At 40.1% G+C, this 17173-nt stretch carries 19 protein-coding genes; 12 read left to right on the top strand and 7 right to left on the bottom strand.

The window, feature by feature from the left end; translation table 11 throughout:
* Positions 1-43: 43 nt before the first annotated feature.
* Entirely contained in the window at positions 44-1579 is a 1536-nt protein-coding gene (locus KZC02_RS16025) for an IS1182 family transposase (RefSeq protein ID WP_221389638.1), read from the bottom strand.
* Positions 1580-1932: 353 nt separating this feature from the next.
* Between KZC02_RS16025 and KZC02_RS16020 the strand changes: the two genes are divergently transcribed.
* The 8 genes from KZC02_RS16020 to KZC02_RS15985 all read left to right on the top strand — a co-directional run bounded on the left by KZC02_RS16020 (position 1933) and on the right by KZC02_RS15985 (position 9116).
* Positions 1933-2838, top strand: coding sequence for an SDR family NAD(P)-dependent oxidoreductase (locus tag KZC02_RS16020; protein WP_221389637.1), 906 nt, complete (start codon positions 1933-1935; stop codon positions 2836-2838).
* Between the two features lie 67 nt (positions 2839-2905).
* Positions 2906-3826 carry an AraC family transcriptional regulator gene (locus KZC02_RS16015; protein WP_221389636.1) on the top strand — a complete coding sequence of 307 codons (921 nt, stop codon included), beginning with the start codon at positions 2906-2908 and terminating at the stop codon, positions 3824-3826.
* A 255-nt stretch (positions 3827-4081) separates the two neighbouring features.
* The gene (locus KZC02_RS16010; RefSeq protein ID WP_229253624.1) at positions 4082-5005 is read left to right on the top strand and encodes a carbohydrate-binding family 9-like protein; all 924 of its coding nucleotides are present in this window, start codon (positions 4082-4084) and stop codon (positions 5003-5005) included.
* A 261-nt stretch (positions 5006-5266) separates the two neighbouring features.
* The gene (gene rpmH / locus KZC02_RS16005) at positions 5267-5425 is read left to right on the top strand and encodes a 50S ribosomal protein L34 (RefSeq protein WP_221389635.1); all 159 of its coding nucleotides are present in this window, start codon (positions 5267-5269) and stop codon (positions 5423-5425) included.
* Between the two features lie 154 nt (positions 5426-5579).
* Positions 5580-5999: a ribonuclease P protein component gene (locus tag KZC02_RS16000; RefSeq protein WP_221389634.1), complete on the top strand. Its 420-nt coding sequence runs from the start codon at positions 5580-5582 to the stop codon at positions 5997-5999.
* Positions 6000-6004: 5 nt separating this feature from the next.
* Positions 6005-7663 (top strand): S41 family peptidase, encoded by a 1659-nt coding sequence (locus tag KZC02_RS15995; RefSeq protein ID WP_221389633.1) that lies wholly within the window; start codon positions 6005-6007, stop codon positions 7661-7663.
* Between the two features lie 164 nt (positions 7664-7827).
* Positions 7828-8523 carry a tRNA (adenosine(37)-N6)-threonylcarbamoyltransferase complex dimerization subunit type 1 TsaB gene (gene tsaB / locus KZC02_RS15990; protein ID WP_221389632.1) on the top strand — a complete coding sequence of 232 codons (696 nt, stop codon included), beginning with the start codon at positions 7828-7830 and terminating at the stop codon, positions 8521-8523.
* 77 nt (positions 8524-8600) lie between these two features.
* Positions 8601-9116, top strand: a complete 516-nt coding sequence (locus KZC02_RS15985; protein ID WP_221389631.1) for a DUF2480 family protein — start codon at positions 8601-8603, stop codon at positions 9114-9116.
* Positions 9117-9121: 5 nt separating this feature from the next.
* On the opposite strand, the gene KZC02_RS15980 is transcribed toward KZC02_RS15985, so the two are convergent.
* The 5 genes from KZC02_RS15980 to KZC02_RS15965 all read right to left on the bottom strand — a co-directional run bounded on the left by KZC02_RS15980 (position 9122) and on the right by KZC02_RS15965 (position 12623).
* On the bottom strand, positions 9122-9703 hold the full coding sequence (locus tag KZC02_RS15980; RefSeq protein WP_221389630.1) for a ribonuclease HII: 582 nt from the start codon (positions 9701-9703) through the stop codon (positions 9122-9124).
* Positions 9703-10725 (bottom strand): VWA domain-containing protein, encoded by a 1023-nt coding sequence (locus KZC02_RS15975; RefSeq protein WP_221389629.1) that lies wholly within the window; start codon positions 10723-10725, stop codon positions 9703-9705. The genes KZC02_RS15980 and KZC02_RS15975 overlap by 1 nt, the downstream gene beginning before the upstream one ends.
* Before the next feature lie 12 nt (positions 10726-10737).
* The gene (locus tag KZC02_RS31865; protein WP_229253623.1) at positions 10738-10962 is read right to left on the bottom strand and encodes a hypothetical protein; all 225 of its coding nucleotides are present in this window, start codon (positions 10960-10962) and stop codon (positions 10738-10740) included.
* A 61-nt stretch (positions 10963-11023) separates the two neighbouring features.
* Positions 11024-11677: a hypothetical protein gene (locus tag KZC02_RS31860; protein WP_229253622.1), complete on the bottom strand. Its 654-nt coding sequence runs from the start codon at positions 11675-11677 to the stop codon at positions 11024-11026.
* A 61-nt stretch (positions 11678-11738) separates the two neighbouring features.
* Complete coding sequence (locus tag KZC02_RS15965) at positions 11739-12623, bottom strand: DUF58 domain-containing protein (RefSeq protein WP_221389628.1); 885 nt, start codon at positions 12621-12623, stop codon at positions 11739-11741.
* A gap of 69 nt (positions 12624-12692) precedes the next feature.
* On the opposite strand from KZC02_RS15965, the gene KZC02_RS15960 reads away from it, so the two are divergent.
* Both KZC02_RS15960 and KZC02_RS15955 read left to right on the top strand, forming a co-directional pair.
* Complete coding sequence (locus tag KZC02_RS15960; protein WP_221389627.1) at positions 12693-13067, top strand: DUF4296 domain-containing protein; 375 nt, start codon at positions 12693-12695, stop codon at positions 13065-13067.
* Between the two features lie 29 nt (positions 13068-13096).
* Entirely contained in the window at positions 13097-13846 is a 750-nt protein-coding gene (locus KZC02_RS15955) for a polyprenol monophosphomannose synthase (RefSeq protein ID WP_221389626.1), read from the top strand.
* Here the strand turns inward: KZC02_RS15955 and KZC02_RS15950 are convergent.
* Positions 13824-15017, bottom strand: coding sequence for a M20 family metallopeptidase (locus tag KZC02_RS15950; RefSeq protein WP_221389625.1), 1194 nt, complete (start codon positions 15015-15017; stop codon positions 13824-13826). The genes KZC02_RS15955 and KZC02_RS15950 overlap by 23 nt on opposite strands.
* 196 nt (positions 15018-15213) lie before the next feature.
* Here KZC02_RS15950 and KZC02_RS15945 point away from each other — a divergent pair, with 196 nt between their 5' ends.
* Both KZC02_RS15945 and KZC02_RS15940 read left to right on the top strand, forming a co-directional pair.
* Positions 15214-16095, top strand: a complete 882-nt coding sequence (locus KZC02_RS15945; RefSeq protein ID WP_221389624.1) for a class I SAM-dependent methyltransferase — start codon at positions 15214-15216, stop codon at positions 16093-16095.
* A gap of 111 nt (positions 16096-16206) precedes the next feature.
* A complete protein-coding gene (locus KZC02_RS15940) occupies positions 16207-17142 on the top strand; it encodes a hypothetical protein (protein WP_221389623.1) in 936 nt (311 codons plus the stop codon).
* The last annotated feature ends 31 nt before the right edge of the window (positions 17143-17173 follow it).

Genomic DNA, 17173 nt, shown 5'->3' with positions numbered 1-17173 from the left:
AGCTAACAAGGCTATATAACAGAATATGACGAAAATAGGACCTTTATGCAGCCCTTTTTCTAATATTCTGTGCTATTGCAAGCAATCCCCACTCAATTTCGACCTTGTGCTTACCACGAAGCATAAACCGGCGGAATCCGTGGTTATTTTTAATATTACCAAAGACAGGTTCTACATCAAAACATCGCTTCTTTCGTTTTTCAATACCTTCTTCACTTTTCAAAAGTTCGTCTGCTTTCTTTTTCTGTCGTTCCAAATTCACATTGACCTGAATAATCCTTTCACTTTTCGACTTGTGACAGACACCGTTTAGTGGACATCCCTGACAATTGATAGCCTTGTAGAGTTTGGCTGTCTGCTCAAAACCCGTGACTGTTTTGCGTTTGCTGTTACCAATGTAGCGCATCTTCTGGCCCATTGGACAGATATAATGATCTGCCGCAGCGTTGTAAAAAAGCTTATCAGCACTGAATGGGTGCTTTTTATTGTAGGCGCGATTTTGACGCTTATCAAAGAGGCTATACTTTACATAAGCAGTTACATTTTTCCCTTCCAGCAAAGTATAATTTTCTTCCGAGCCGTAGCCAGCATCGGCAGTCAAACATTTGGGTGATGCACCAAAACTGTTTTCATGTTGTTGAAGATGCTCTGCAAGTGTGTTGGTATCAGTCGTATTAGAATGGATCGTGTAATTGACAATAAACTGGTTCGAAGTTGATATTTGCACATTGTAGGCCGGTTTAAGCTGACCATTTTTCATGTGATCTTCTTTCAGACGCATAAATGTGGCGTCAATATCAGTCTTACTGTAACTATTCCGCTCGCCTAAAATAGCCTCCTGCTTTTCGTAACGTTCGATATTGACCGGATAATGTTTGGTAACATACCCCAGTTTGGCCTTCATCTTCTTGTCTACATTGTCTTTTCCAGCCAGCACCTGATTGAGTTTATCAACAGTCTGCTGGACTTTTTCTTTATTGATCGTAGTCAGGTCTGGTGGATCTGGTAGGTTATCTTCACTGGCAGCAACACTCTGAGCATATTCCCAGATATGGGCCAGCTGCTTTTTCATCTTTTCCTTATTGGTCGTAATCGCCTTCTTCCACACAAAAGTATATTTATTGGCATTAGCCTCGATTTTCGTGCCATCTGTGTACACTTCTTCAATACTCAAAAATCCTTCCAGAGCAAGCAGCTCCACCACCTGCTCAAAAACAGCACGCAGTGCATTTTTCAAACGTACGCCCCGGAACCGGTTAATTGTGTTATGATCAGGATAGCTCATCGAGCTCAGGTACATAAAGTAGATGCTCTCCTTGCAAGCTGCTTCTAACTTCCTACTCGAATAAATGTTGCTCACGTAGCCGTAAACCAAGACTTTCAATAGCATCTGGGGATGATAACTGGATGAGCCTGTTGTATGATAAGCAGCATTCAACGGCTCTAAACTGATCCTGTTTACGATATCATTAACCACACGACAAGCATGATCTTTGGGTATCAACTCATCTAAACTTGGGGGTAAGAGCATCAACTGATGTTGATGATAAGGTTTGAAAGTAGGCTGTCGGCGTCCCATTTTTCCTGATTTGCTTATACCTAAAGATAATCAATTTCAGAAAAATAAACAACTCAATAAACATGAAAAAAGACTGCCTTTTTGAGACAGCCTCTTTTACGTTTTCAGGCTTAAGATCGTTGTGTGCATAATTCAAAGGTCGATGGTTTGACCGGGCAGGCGCTACTGGACAGCTCCCGCTACAAAGGAAAGGTTACTATCAAAAGATGGTGGCCTTTTTACGTTTGCCACAATTGGCCACGTTTTTAGTGTTAAGACCTGTTCCTCAATTTAACTACAAATCCCCTCAATTAGACTATAGTTAGCACAATGCAGATATTGACCTTTGACGTATCAATAAATATCAGGAAAACATGATACATCAGAACGAAAATACAAATCTTCAAACGGAGCAAACCCCTGAAAAGTCTTCAAAGGTCTGGTTTATAACAGGAGCTTCCCGTGGTTTTGGACGGGTTTGGGCCGATGCTGCTCTTAAACGTGGGGATAAAGTAGCAGCTACCGCAAGGAAATTGGAAAGCATTGCCGACCTAAAGGAAAAATATGGTGAAAACATACTAACGCTCGAACTCGACGTCACAAATCCTGAACAGGTAAAAACGGCAGTAGAACAAACTTATACGTACTTTGGCAGACTTGATATTGTACTTAATAATGCCGGTTATTCGTTAGTTGCTACAATTGAAGAAGCCAGCGCGGATGATATTCGTGCACTTTACGAAACCAATATCCTTGGTCCGGTTTCCGTTATTCAGGCTGTATTGCCTTTATTAAGAAAACAGGGTGGTGGTCACATTATTGGTACATCAAGCAATCTTGGCCATGTGACCTTACCGGTGATCGGCTACTACGCATCTTCAAAGTGGGCATTTGAAGCCATTCACGAAAGTCTGGCTGAGGAAGTGAAACAGTTCGGGATCAAGGTAACCATCATCGAACCCGGCGCTTATGCCACAGAGTTCGGAAGCCAGGAGTCTCTGAAGTTCTCGCAAGGCCTCGACATCTACACAGATTTCAAAGAGCAGTTCTTCGGAACTTTGCGAAATTTAGAAAGAGGCGATCCCAATGCAACACCCGACGCCCTGTTTACTGTTGTTGATGCAGCAGAACCACCACTACGGTTCTTCCTCGGCAGCCAATGCCTGAACTGGGTACGTCAGGCGTATGCGGATCGGTTAGCTATCTGGGAAGCGTGGGAAGACGTTTCCAATTCGGCGCAAGGTGAATCCAAAAAAGGAACGCCTGAACAGCGAAAATAGTTGATGAAGCATATTTGATAACCGGTAGTTAAAGTGTTATCGGTTATCATTTCTCAAATCCTGTAAAATGAACAAAGAAGAAAACAGTCCGAAAAAAATGGAATCGCTGGCTGACGCGCAACGGGCATTTGGCCTGCTTAAACCTCAGCATCCGTTAGTCAGTTTAATCAATGGTTCCTATACACAAGTTGAAGGACCAAATATTTCTCACCACCACGTTCTGGGATTTTATAAAATAGCTTACAAACCAAAACTGAACGGCAAATTAAAGTACGGCCAGAGTTATTACGATTTTGATGAAGGTGGCCTGTTATTCGCGTCTCCCGGCCAACTTGTAGGCAGCAACGACAACGATCTGAGTGCTTGTTCGGAGTATACTTTGCTGATACATCCGGATTTCTTTTTAGGATATCCTTTGGCCAAAAGCATCAGGCAATATGGCTTTTTCTCTTATGCAACCAGAGAAGCACTGCACCTTTCCGAAGATGAAAAAGTGACGATCTTTGAGATCTTTAAAATGATCGAAAAAGAATTGTCCAGCCGGATTGACGATTTCAGCCAGGACGTAGTCATTTCTCAGATCGAATTGTTACTGAACTATGCAAATCGTTTTTACAAACGCCAGTTTATTACCCGCAAAGCGGTAAACAATGATCTTCTGCAGAAGCTAGAAGAGGTTTTAGATGATTACTATAGCAATAAAACGTCCATAAACCAGGGATTACCTTCGGTCAGCTATCTGGCGGAACAGGTAAATTTAACGCCCAGTTATTTAAGTGATATGCTGCGCTCGCTGATTGGACAAAATGCGCAGCATTATATTCACGACAAGGTGATTGAAAAGGCAAAAGAAAATCTTTCAACCACCAATTTAACAGTTCAGGAAGTGGCTTATGCTTTGGGATTTGAGCACTCACAATCGTTTAGCAAATTGTTCAAAACGAAAACGAACCTTTCTCCATTGGAGTTTCGGAGGTCTTTTAATTAGTCGGAGTTTGGTACATTGTTTTGTGTTGTGAGATATGTCTGATTTATTTTCACGAAACAGCTTTTATACGAAACGATAAAGTAACTAAGCAGCTAACGGATAGAGATAAGTCTAGTAGACGTAATTACACTGCAAATAGCATTTTGCATTTATTCAAAACAAGATCAATTTTTCTTAATTAATTACAACTATTAGCCGTCCCATTTAGGCCATTAAACCGTATATTGTGAAGTTATTACTCATCGCTCCACAATCTTGAAAAAGTTAAAACCACTCAATAATAAGGGAGATTTCCCATTATTTCCTTTGCTATACAGACTTGTACTGTCTGTTATCGCAATCTGTTTTGTTTCGCACAAAATCATTGCTCAGTCCGCAGCTACTCCCAAAAAGTACATTTGTCAACGTTCCGAAAAGGCTATTAAAATAGATGGCAGACTGGATGACCGCTCCTGGAAAAACGCAAAATGGAGTGATTCCTTTGTCGATATTGAAGGAAATAAAAAACCTTTACCTCTACAGCAGACAAAAGTTAAAATGCTTTGGGATGATGAACATTTGTACATCGCGGCTGTTTTGGATGAAGAACATATCTGGGCATATCAAAACAAAAAAGATCAGATCGTATATCTTGAAAACGATTTCGAAGTGTTTATTGATCCCGACGGTGATACCAAAAACTATTATGAACTGGAAATCAACGCAATCAATAACACTTTCGATTTATTTTTACCTAAAACATATTGTAATGGTGGAAGAGCTCAATTGAAATGGGATATAAAAGAATTGAAATCGGCAGTATCCGTTGACGGTACTGTAAACAATGCGGCAGACAAAGATAAAAAGTGGACCGTTGAAATCGCTATTCCTTTTGCCTCATTGAGCAAAGAAAACGTGCCGGCTATTTACCCGAAAAATAAGTCAGAATGGCGCATTAACTTTTCGCGTGTGAACTGGCAGCACAATGTTACCGACGGAAAATATTCCCGTAAGAAGGATACGAAAACCAATCAGACTCTTCCTGAATACAACTGGGTTTGGTCGCCGCAAGGTGTAGTCAATATGCATATTCCTGAACACTGGGGCTATTTGATTTTCAACTCTAGGAAAACGCATCGTAAAAAAGAAGACCTGAAATCACCTGAATCCATAAATACCCGGACACTGGTTATTCAATAGCAGTTAATTTTGAATACCCGCAGCCGCATGTAGTTTCCTAAAAATAAAGCCCCTTTATATCTATTCGTGTTTCAGCAATCCTGTAATTGATACTATTAACAATCAATTCGTTAAGCTGAAAAAACCTGGTTTTATGTATTTTTTTACAACCTGTTTTAATAAAAACTTTTAAACATTGACTTAGTGAAAAAAAATATCTACCTTTGCAAGCCAAAATTACGGGTCAAAGAGATTTTATATAGGTAATAATTTGATACAGAGATGAAACGTACCTTTCAACCTTCGAATCGCAAGAGGAGAAATAAGCACGGATTCCGTGAAAGAATGTCTTCGGCTAATGGCCGCAATGTAATTGCAGCACGTCGCAAAAAAGGCCGTTGGAAATTATCGGTTTCTGACGAAAAACGTCATAAACAATAATCCAGGTTTAAAGTTTAGTTTATAAGGACGTCGTTCAGACGAAATAATAGATTAAATACTTAATCGAGGACTTCCAGTTGGGACGCTAGTCTTACACCGTCTGAGTATTTTGAAAGTTTTTTCAAATTACTCAGACGCTTTTTTCTGCAAGAACTTGAAACAAAAATTTGGTAAAAATGAGCGCTTATGCAGCCCTCGTTTAATCGGAAGAGTTTTTCAAAGAGGTAGTACAGAGGTTCATACTTTTTATCTCTTCCCTTTTCGGGTGCTTTATATTTACGAAAAAGACACTCCACCCCCATTTCCGCAGGTCTTGTTTTCAGTCCCGAAAAAGCAGTTTAAAAAGGCTGTTGACCGAAATCTTATCCGAAGGCGTTGCAAAGAATCTTACCGGTTAAATAAAGAACCACTCCTATCATCTCCTCCCGGAGAGAGGCCATCATACATTGCTTTTTTGTATCTTGCAAAAGAAATAACAACTTACGACGTTATTGAAACAGCCATGAAGCAAACCCTGAAAAAATTGGGAAAACTGCCTTCAGCTCTTCTTAAAATACAAACCGATAATTCCTGACATAGATGAAAAAGTATTTTCGCTCCATCTGGCTTGCCGTTCCGGTCCTGGTTGGCCTGGCGTTTTTTTCCTTCCGGAAAGATGACCGCCTGTTTGAAATTGCAAGAAACCTTGACATTTATGCAACCCTGTTCAAGGAATTAAATGCATATTATGTTGATGAGATCAATCCCAACCAATTAATTAAAATCAGTATTGACAATATGTTACGGACACTAGATCCGTATACGGTTTATTATGCTGAGGATGATATTGAAGATTATATGACCATGACTACCGGTAAGTACAATGGTATCGGTGCCATGGTTAATTCAGCAGACGGGAAACATACCGTGATGATGGTTTATGAAGATACTCCGGCCCAGAAAGCAGGTTTGCAATTAGGAGATGAGATTGAAAAGATCAACGGAATTGACTTATCGACAAGAGAAGATTTTGATACTGGAAAATTATTGAAAGGCCAAACCCAGACAAGTGTTACACTGACGATCAAACGTTTCGGCAGTCCAAAACCAATTGAACTAACTGTCAATCGCGACATTGTCAAGGTAACGAATGTACCTTATTACGGCATGCTGAGTGAAGATGTGGGCTATATTGATCTGAAAGATTTTACAGCAACTGCTTCCCGTGAAGTACGTACGGCATTTCTGGAACTGAAAGGAAAAGGAATGAAATATGTAGTTCTGGATCTAAGGGATAACCCAGGCGGATTGCTGAATATGGCGATTGAAATTTCTAACATTTTTATTCCAAAAGGAGAAGAAATTGTTTCTACCAAAGGAAAAGTAACAGAATGGAACAAAACATATACGGCTTACAATCCGGCCGTTGATATTGAAATGCCGATGGTTGTACTGACAAATAACCGGAGTGCTTCCGCAGCAGAAATCGTTTCAGGGGTCATGCAGGATTATGACAGAGGTGTATTAATCGGACAGCGAACTTATGGAAAAGGATTGGTACAAACTACGCGTGATCTTTCTTTTAATACCAAAATGAAAATTACAACTGCCAAATATTACATTCCAAGCGGCAGATGTATCCAGGCAATTGATTACAGCCATCGTAATGAAGACGGCAGTGTTGGAAAAATTTCAGATTCATTGATGACGGCATTCAAAACACATAATGGCCGGGTTGTGTATGACGGCGGTGGTATATTACCTGATATCATCACTGAAAAAGAAACATTTTCACCATTGGCTACTTCTCTTGGAAGAAACCGGCTGTTCTTTGACTATGCTGTAAAATATCATTTTGAGCATCCTACCATTAAACCTGCTAAGGAATTTCACTTAGCTGATAATGAATATTCAGCTTTTGTAAAGTGGCTTTCAGATAAGGAATACGATTATACCACACAGGTAGAAAGAGATCTGAAGGATCTGGAAGCTTCTGCAAAAAAAGAAAAATCGCTGGATATTATTGATGATCAGCTTAAAGCTCTGAAAGCCAAACTATCTCATACCAAAGATAATGACCTGGAAATTTCTAAACCTGAAATCAAAATGATACTGGAAGAAGAGATTATCAAGCACTATTATCTTGAAAAGGGCATGAGAGAAGCTTCGTTTAATGAAGACGCAGAAGTAAAAGCTGCACTGGCTTTGTTTAAAGATCCAAATCGTTATCAGGAAATTCTGAAAGGAAAGAAAAACTAATGTTAAGTTAACAGTAAAAAGTAAACAGTCGTTATATCTGATTTTCCAGCATTTTATGTAAAGTTAAAACAATCGTATCAGAGTTAATCTGGCACTAATACGATTGTTTGGCAAGCTTTGCGCTACTATAATGCCTGTATTCTAAAACCTTCCTACGATTCCTTATGCTCCTACTTAGTATTGATACTTCTACCCGTGGTTGCTCGGTTGCAGTACACGCTGATTCGGTTTTGCTATCAAATTATGATTTGAATACCGATAAATCTTCCTCTTCCATGCTTACTACGCTCATTAAGAATGCCGTAGAACAGGCTGGATATGGCTTAAACGATCTGGACGCTGTAGCTGTGGCAAAGGGGCCTGGTTCTTATACCGGCCTTCGTGTGGGTGTATCTACTGCCAAGGGGCTTTGTTATGCTTTGGACAAACCGTTGATTGCGATCAATACGCTGGAAGCCATGTCGTTACAGGTAATTCCATTTTTTTCAAAAGATACACTTTTCTGTTCCATGATTGATGCCCGGCGAATGGAAGTTTACGCATCTGTTTTTGATTTTGAAAACAATAGCATTCTGGAAACGAAGGCGATTATTATGGACGAGCATTCTTTTGAAGATTTATTACATAATAACAAGATCGTTTTCTTTGGAGATGGTGCCGAAAAGTGCAAAAAACTGCTGTCTGCAAATGAAAATGCCATTTTTCTGAATGAAGAAATCCGTCCTTCTGCAAAAACGGTGGGGCAACTGGCTCTAAAATTTTTTACAGAAAGTCATTTTGAAAATCTAGTCACTTTCGAGCCTTATTATCTCAAAGACTTCATGACACCTCCTTCGCGAAAAGCAGCTTTGGCTGTTTGAAAAAAATCACGTTAACGGAACGATCGACAAACAAAATCCGGCTTTTTCGTGTTAGTCTTTTGAAAGCAATTTAATGTATGGAAACCGAAGAAATTACCAATAGAGTAGCAACCAGCGGAATTATTTCTCTTGATCTGGAAGATTTATATGATCAGGGGGAAAGGGTATTATTTGATATTAAAGACAACTTATTTCAGGGAATGATTCTTCGGGAAAAGGATTTCAGGGAGTTTTTGAAATCCAATGAATGGAGTGTATATCAGGGAAAAAATGTAGCTATTATCTGTTCTGAGGATGCAATCGTGCCTACCTGGGCCTATATGTTACTGGCAATTCATCTTGAACCATATGCGAACAAAGTTGTATTTGGAGACCTTGGTCAATTGGAAGATAAATTATTCTCTGACGCCATTCAGAAAATAAATCCTGAAGAATACCGTGGCAAACGTGTGGTTGTAAAAGGTTGCAGCAAATTCCCTGTACCCATTTCTGCGTATGTAGATATAACCACTTTATTAAAACCCGTTGCACAAAGTCTCATGTTTGGCGAACCCTGCAGTACAGTTCCTTTATACAAAAAGCCAAAAGCCTGATTGACTTAATCTTTTAACAACCGGAAGCTCATCCGGTGAAAAGCACAGGTACCATGCTCTGAAATAGCACGCCTGTGATGTATCGTAGGATAACCCACATTGTGTTCCCAGCCGTAATATGGAAACTGGGTTGCTAACCGGGACATGAGTTCATCCCTATAATTTTTTGCCAGAACCGACGCAGCAGCAATTGAAAGATAATGCGTATCTCCTTTGATAATGCACGTATGCGGAATCATAGGATAAGGCGTAAACCGGTTGCCGTCGACCAGAAGATGTTCGGGCTTTACGTTCAGCTTGTCGACGGCACGGTGCATAGCCAGAAAGCTCGCTTTCAGTATATTGATCCTGTCAATTTCAAGGTTATCTACTTCTCCAACGGCATAGGATAATGCCTCCCTTATTATTTCTTTCTCTAATTCATTTCTCTGCAATTTGGATAATTGCTTGGAATCGTTGAGATATAAATGCTTGTAATCGCGGGGAAGAATTACTGCTGCGGCAACTACCGGTCCTGCCAGGCAACCTCTGCCAACTTCATCAAGGCCGGCTTCTAATGCATCAATATTGTAATAGGATTTTAACATTAATCTTCAAGAATATTAGCCATAAAAGTACTTTTGGTTCCAATTGCGATCAGCAGAAAAAGTACCGCCCAATAAAGATAAACCCTGTAGTAATCACTTACATCCCGTGAAATTACATTTCTGGATTTAACCTTTTCTATCTGGTTAATTTGTTGGAACACCTCACCTAATGTGCGGTTATCAGTTGCCCGAAAGTATTTTCCATCACCTAACCCCGCAATATTCTGAAGCTCGGTTTCGTCTACCAATGCACTGGGTACGGACAAGGTATCTGATTTTACCCTCTTTTTGATATTATTACCAACTGAAATAGTATACACTTTTACACCAAAAGCTTTGGCAAGCTGGGCTGCTGTTGTCGGATCCAGGTTTCCTGACGTATTATCACCATCACTGATCAGAATTGCCACTTTACTATCTCCTTTGGTTTCCCGCATCCTGTTTACAGCAACTGCCAGCGCGCTGCCAATCGCAGTACCAGCTGTCGGGATCATATCGGGACGAATTTCGTCGAGAAATCCATAAAGCAATTCATAATCCGTAGTAAGCGGGCAAAGGGAAACGGCCTCACCTGCAAAAATAATAATACCAATCCTGTCCTGTAACCGGCCTGAAATAAATTGCCTGGCTACCAGTTTCGCAGCTTCCAGCCGATTAGGGCTCAAATCTTTTTCCAGCATCGAATCGGAAATATCAATCAGGAGCATGATATCAATTCCTTCCGAAAAGCGATCTGTTCTTTCAGAAACTACCTGGGGACGTGCCAGTGCAACCAGAATGAGGCAAATACCCAATCCAACACAAACCGGCTGTACAAAACGTAAAAGTGTGAGCCAGTCTTTACCTTCTTTTGCTGAGTGGTATGTTATGACCAGCCTTTGTTTATGCCTGCGGTGAAATGCGTTTCGTATCCAGAACAGGAAAGGGACGAAAGGTAATAAATATAAAAAGTAAGGATATACCCATTCGTATGACCTGATAATGTCATAAGTAAACCATCGTAATGAGTACCACTGCTCCATAAATTACCTGGTTTAAGATAAGGGATTATCCAGGATTTGCCTGCGTTTCACCCGGTAAATCCTTGTTGCACCTGTTTTTAATACCTCAAGAAAAACATCCATATTTTTAGATTTTTCCTGTCCGTATATAATTCCATCCATATTTTTCAATGCTTCTGCGAGCGAATCGTCCGGCATATTATCCATAATTTCACGCGTAGTGTAAGTGGCGAACGGTTTTTTTTCCAGTCGTTCCAAGTAATTTTTCCAAACGATAATGGCTTTTTCAGCGTCTTTTATATTGCTTTTTTCCCGTGCATTACGAAGTAGCCGGTTGAACGCACAGAAGGTATTCCAGATGACGGCGCTGGAGTTTGACAAGCTGCCATTGTTTATAAATATCCTTGCCAAAAACCCAGTAAACAGCTCCTACAACGCCAATGACCAAAGCAAGCGTTCCTATAAGAATAGAAAAATTAAACTCACGTCCCAGTGGGATCAGATTAGTTTCTGGTTTAAGTACGTTTGAATTATCGAAAGGATTTAAATTACTTTTTCTTAAAAAAATCGAATCCCGATTGGAATATACTGAAGTACAATCTGATTTTTCATAAGTATAAACCGGCAAGCTCAGAGTCTGAAAAGCGGCAACATCAAAAGTAATCAGATGATAAATAGCGCTGTCGAGCGTAATATTCTTTTTTTCATCGGTACTGGAATTAAAACTTTTTTGGGATATAATTTCAAATGGAGAAAAATCAAATGTTGTATCAGGAAAAAAAACTTCTTTTCCCGGAGCGTGATAATAACTGAGTGAATATAAAAAGGGTTTACCCACCTCAATACTATCTGTCAGAAACTTGCCTTTGGGTATTGTTTTCTGGGCACAAAGAGGAAAAGTAAAAAAGAAAAAGCTGCAAAATAATACTAACCCAACATCTGTTTTTTGCAGTTTTGCAAAGAAAGATTTCATATTGCCTACAGAGAATAAAAAACAGAATTTGCCAAATGCCGGAAATATTTTTGTAAACATTTTATGATACTGAGCTCTTGGTATAATGGCGAACTTTAAATAAATGGATGAGCGCCGGTACATAATCTTCCTGTGTATTAATTGCGAGATAATCAGCCCGGTTCTGGTGGCATAAACGTTTTAGGTCAATACTTCTTTTGTTAAAACGACTGGCCATGTCTTCGCGGTATTGCTTAGAAGAAGTATTCACCCACACAGTCGCCTGTTTTTCTGCGTCATACAACGGAATTATTCCAAGGCTGGGCAGGTCTGTTTCTCTCGAATCATATAAATGAATAACGATCACATCATGTTTACGGCATAACGCTTTCAGGTTGTGGTAATAATTTTCATCAATAAAATCAGAAATCAAAAATACAAGTGTGCGGCGCTTGAGAAGGTTTAAAGTAACCAGAATAGCATCAGCAATATTGGTACGTGTGGACTCAGGAACCAGTTTATATAATTCAGAAATGACGCCGTATCCATGTTTCATTCCGTCGGATGGACGAATATATCGCTCATTTTTATCGCTAAAACAAAGCAAACCTACCCGGGTGGCTTCCTGAATGGCTGATAAAGTAAGTACACCGCAAATTTCTTTGGCTATATCTATTTTAAGTTTTCTGACCTCCCCTACCTGTTGTGAAGCACTTACGTCCAGCATAAAAAATGCCGTTTGCTCTTTATCTTCCTTGAAAATTTTGACAAAAGTACCATGGCCTTTTGCGGAAGTGTTCCAGTCAATAGCCCTTACGTCGTCTCCATACTGATAGAGACGAAGATCATCAAATTCAAGTCCTGATCCTTTAAAAACTGAATGGAAGTTGCCGTGGCGTTCGCTGGTAACTGCTTTCCGCATGCGTATTTCATACTTCCGAAGCTTTCCCAAAAACTGTTCAAACATAAGTTTTGCGAAAAAATTACCACCTTTGTATCAAAATCAACCTGAACAAAGATAGGTATTTTGAGAGTTATGATACGGCGAACACTAAATTTCTCATTTCTTTCTATACTTTTAATCCTTTCCCTGTTTAGCAACTCCGGCTGTTCGTCTGACGAAAAGCCTCCGGAACACACACTATCCCAAGAGCAAATGGCCTCCATACTAACGGATATCCACGTTGCTGAATCCAGGGTTACCAGACTTCAGTTAAGATCGCTGGATTCTTCACTATTGATTTTCAATAAGCTAAAGACTGATATTTGGAAAAAATATAAAGTAGATACACTGGATTACCGCAACAGTTATTCTTACTATATGATGCACCCAAAGCAGATGGCGCAGATTTATGAAAAAGTAAATAAGAAAATAGAAATTCGGGAGAAAGCTAATAATATAAAACTCTAGGGATTTAACACCTAAACCTACCACCATAAGTGAACAATAGTATTGTTGTTATTCCAACCTACAACGAGATTGAGAATATAGAAGCAATCATCCGCGATATATTTTGCCTTAAACAATCATTTGATGTATTAATAATAGACGACGGATCTCCTGATGGAACCGCGAATGTTGTTAAAAATTTAATCGCTGAATTTAGTGGCTCCCTGCATCTTGAAGAAAGAAAGGGAAAGCTTGGCTTGGGCACAGCTTATATCCATGGTTTCAAATGGGCATTGCAGCGTGGGTATGAGTTTATATTTGAAATGGATGCTGATTTTTCTCATCCTCCCGTAGATCTGATCCGCCTTTATCATGCCTGTGCTGTGGAGAATCATGATGTAGCAATCGGATCGCGCTATATTACCGGGGTTAATGTAGTAAACTGGCCAATCAACCGTGTATTAATGTCTTATTTTGCCGGATATTATGTACGATTAATAACCGGCATGCCCGTTATGGACCCTACGGCTGGTTTTATATGCTACACGAGTAAAGTATTAAAAACGATAAATCTGGATGAAGTAAGATTTATTGGTTATGCTTTTCAGATTGAGATGAAATTCAATGCATGGAAATTTGGGTTTGATGTGGTAGAAGTGCCGATTATATTTACGGACAGAACAAAAGGCGCTTCCAAAATGTCCCGTGGGATATTTAAGGAAGCGGTATTGGGTGTGATCAGCCTTAAAATCAATAGCCTTTTTAAACGTTATATTCCTAAGCATCAAGCTCTGAAATAGCCAGCCAGCTCATTAAGCCTGTAGAAATTTCCAGTGCCGATTCATCAATATCAAAGGTAGGTGTGTGTACTCCGGATATAATTCCTCTGGCTTCATTGCGTGTACCCAGCCTGTAAAAGCAGGAATCAACCACCTGTGAATAGAAGGCGAAATCTTCGCCGGCCATCCAAAGATCCAGATCCACTATGTTGTCTGCACCTACATATTGGGTTGCTGCTGTTCTTACCCTGCGTGTAAGTTCGGGATGGTTTTTCAGAAAAGGATAACCCCGGACAATATCAAAAACACAGGTTCCTCCCATTGCTTCGGCAATTCCTTCGGCCAGTTTTTTCATTTTCTGCAGTCCTTCTTCCCTCCATACTTCATCCATACAACGCCAGGTTCCCTGAATCGTAACTTCATTAGGAATCACATTGGTAACGCCGTCTGCAATAAACCGCCCGAATGAAAGTACGGCCGGATTGGCTGGATTTCTGTTTCTGCTTATGATTTGCTGTAATGCTACAATGATATGAGATGCCATTAGTACCGGATCTACAAGCTGGTGCGGTGCTGCTGCATGGCCCCCTTTTCCAATCACTGTCAGATATAATTCATCTGTACTCGCCATGTACATGCCTTCCCTGAAACCAATTTTGCCAACAGGAACATTGGGCGCCACGTGTTGCCCGATCATACTGGCAGGCCTTGGATTTTCAAGAACACCCTCTTTTATCATGAGCGAAGCTCCACCAGGCGCTTTTTCTTCGGCAGGCTGAAAAACCAGTTTGATCGATCCATCAAATTCATTCCTTACCTGGTTCAGAATTCGTGCAGTTCCCAACAAAGACGAAGTATGTACGTCATGCCCGCAGGCATGCATTACACCAGGAAATTGCGATTTATAAGGAACATCATTAGCTTCCAAAATAGGAAGGGCGTCCATATCCGCCCGTAAACCAACTGTTTTTGAAGACGGATTCCTGCCTTCTATAATTGCTACAACACCCGTTCCTGCGAATCCTTCTTCTGGTTGTAACCCAATAGCACGCAGTTCCTGAGCTACATATGCAGCTGTTTTAAATTCTTCAAATGAAAGTTCGGGATTACTATGTAAATGGCGTCTGTGAGCGATAACATATTCTGATTGTTCTTTCGCAAGTGATTTTATTTTTTCCTGAAGCTGAGACATATAATAACAACAAAATCGGTTTAACAGAATCGGATTTAATCCGGAAACGCTCCAAAGGTACGAATAAATAGAATGGACAGTAAGAAGCAATGAAGCAGGATGAAGGAAACGAATTAATTAAGAAGCACATTACTTTGACCGTTCTTCGAAGAAAAAAGTAATTTTGACCTGATTTATCAATAAGAAAAACACAAAAATGGATCATAAGGAATTTTTAGAATCGTTGGTTTGTCCACTAACCGGCGGCACACTCACTATTGCCGAAGACGGCAAAACACTAACCAGTACGGATGGTGTTATTTATGAAGTAGGAGAAACAGGCATTGTTAACATGTTGTATCCAAAGGAATTACTTCCGGGAGATGCAAGAGAACAATATCTTTATGATCAGGCTTTTCTTCGTTATGATAAAGGTGTTTCATGGGTTTTTGAAACCCTGAACCATTCAGATGAAGCGGCAACCCGCAAGTTTTTTATTGATCTGATGGAATTGGAACCGGGTATGACAGCACTTGAAGTTGGTGCAGGAACTGGTAAAGATTCCGCACTTATACTGGATAAAGTAAGGCCGGGTGGAACCGCTGTTTTGTCTGATTTATCTCCAAACATGCTTAAACTGGCTCAGGAAAAACTTTCCACAGAGGATGTAAATGTTCATTATTTCCTTGGAAACGGTTCTTATCTTCCTTTTCCTGACGATACTTTTGATGCCGTTTTCCATTTTGGCGGAATCAATACATTTTCGGAAAGAAAGAGAGCTTTTGATGAACTGACACGCGTTGTTCGTCCTGGTGGAAAAGTTGTAGTTGGTGATGAAAGTGTAGCACCATGGTTAAGGAATACACCAACCTATGCCACTTTATTAAAAGCAAATCCACTATTCCGTGCCGAGGTGCCAATAGAAGACGTTCCTGTAAATATTGAAAATTTCAAATTGCATTATGTTTTTGGAAATGCTTTCTATATCATGGAATACAGGGTAACAGCCAAAGCACCAGAAGTTGATATTGACCTGCCAATCCCAGGGAAAGATTTTGTAGATAACTGGAGAGTAAGAGCAGAGAAGGCAGTTGATTAATAGTGGTTTTGAGCTTTGCTTTAATCAGGTAAAACTTTTAAATAAATCAACTCAAATAATTAATGAAGGCTGACTTTGTACAGCTAACCATTTACCAAAAACTAAATAAAAATGTGGGTTAAAAAAGGAGTCGTATACAAACCTGACGGAAGCCTGGCTCATAGCCTCTCTCATGCTCAGGTTCCATACGCATATAAACATAAAGATTTCTTACGCATCTATTTTTCTTCACGTGATGCAAGCGGACAATCCCGTCCGACATTTATTGATGTAGATTATGAAGATCCTAAAAAGATTCTTTACATACACGACAAACCCATTCTTGAACTAGGCGGACCGGGAGAATATGATGAAACCGGCGCGATGCCTTCTTGGTTCGTGGATATGCCCAATGGTGAAATGTGGCTGTATTACACCGGCTGGAACCGTACCTGGAATTCTTACCGACTCTCAATGGGACTGGCCGTCAGTAAAGACGGTGGATTGTCATTTACAAAAATGTTTACCGGCCCGATCATGGATCGCAGCATTCAGAATCCGATCTGGGCAGCACAACCTTCTGTACTTCGTGAAGAAGACGGAACCTGGCGGATGTGGTATATTTCGGGCCATAAATGCGAATACATTCACGGTTATCCCGAACCTTATTATCGTGGACAATCTGCTGTTTCAAAAGATGGGGTTCACTGGGAAATCAGCGATGTTCCTACTCTGGAGTTTGATGATTTCTTACATGCCGTAGGCCGTCCAAGCGTTTTTAAGGAAGACGGAATCTATAAAATGTATTATTCATACCGCCATTCAAGAGATTACCGGACAGACCGTAACCAAAGTTATCGTTTGGGCTATGCCGAGTCGGCAGATGGTACTAACTGGGAACGTAAGGATAATCTGGTTGGAATAGCAAAATCGGAAAATCCGGAAGATTTTGATTACCAGATGATTAATTATGCCAATTATTACGAACATAATGGCAAAAAATACTTGCTTTATAACGGAAATGGATTCGGGGCAGCCGGATTTGCTTATGCAGTCTGGGAAGATTAACATTAGTTACTGATTTCCGTCATTAATTTGA

Origin of the sequence: Dyadobacter sp. NIV53 (assembly GCF_019711195.1) — a bacterium.
Taxonomy (GTDB): Bacteria; Bacteroidota; Bacteroidia; order Cytophagales; family Spirosomataceae; genus Dyadobacter.
This window is presented reverse-complemented; position numbering and strand designations above follow the sequence as displayed.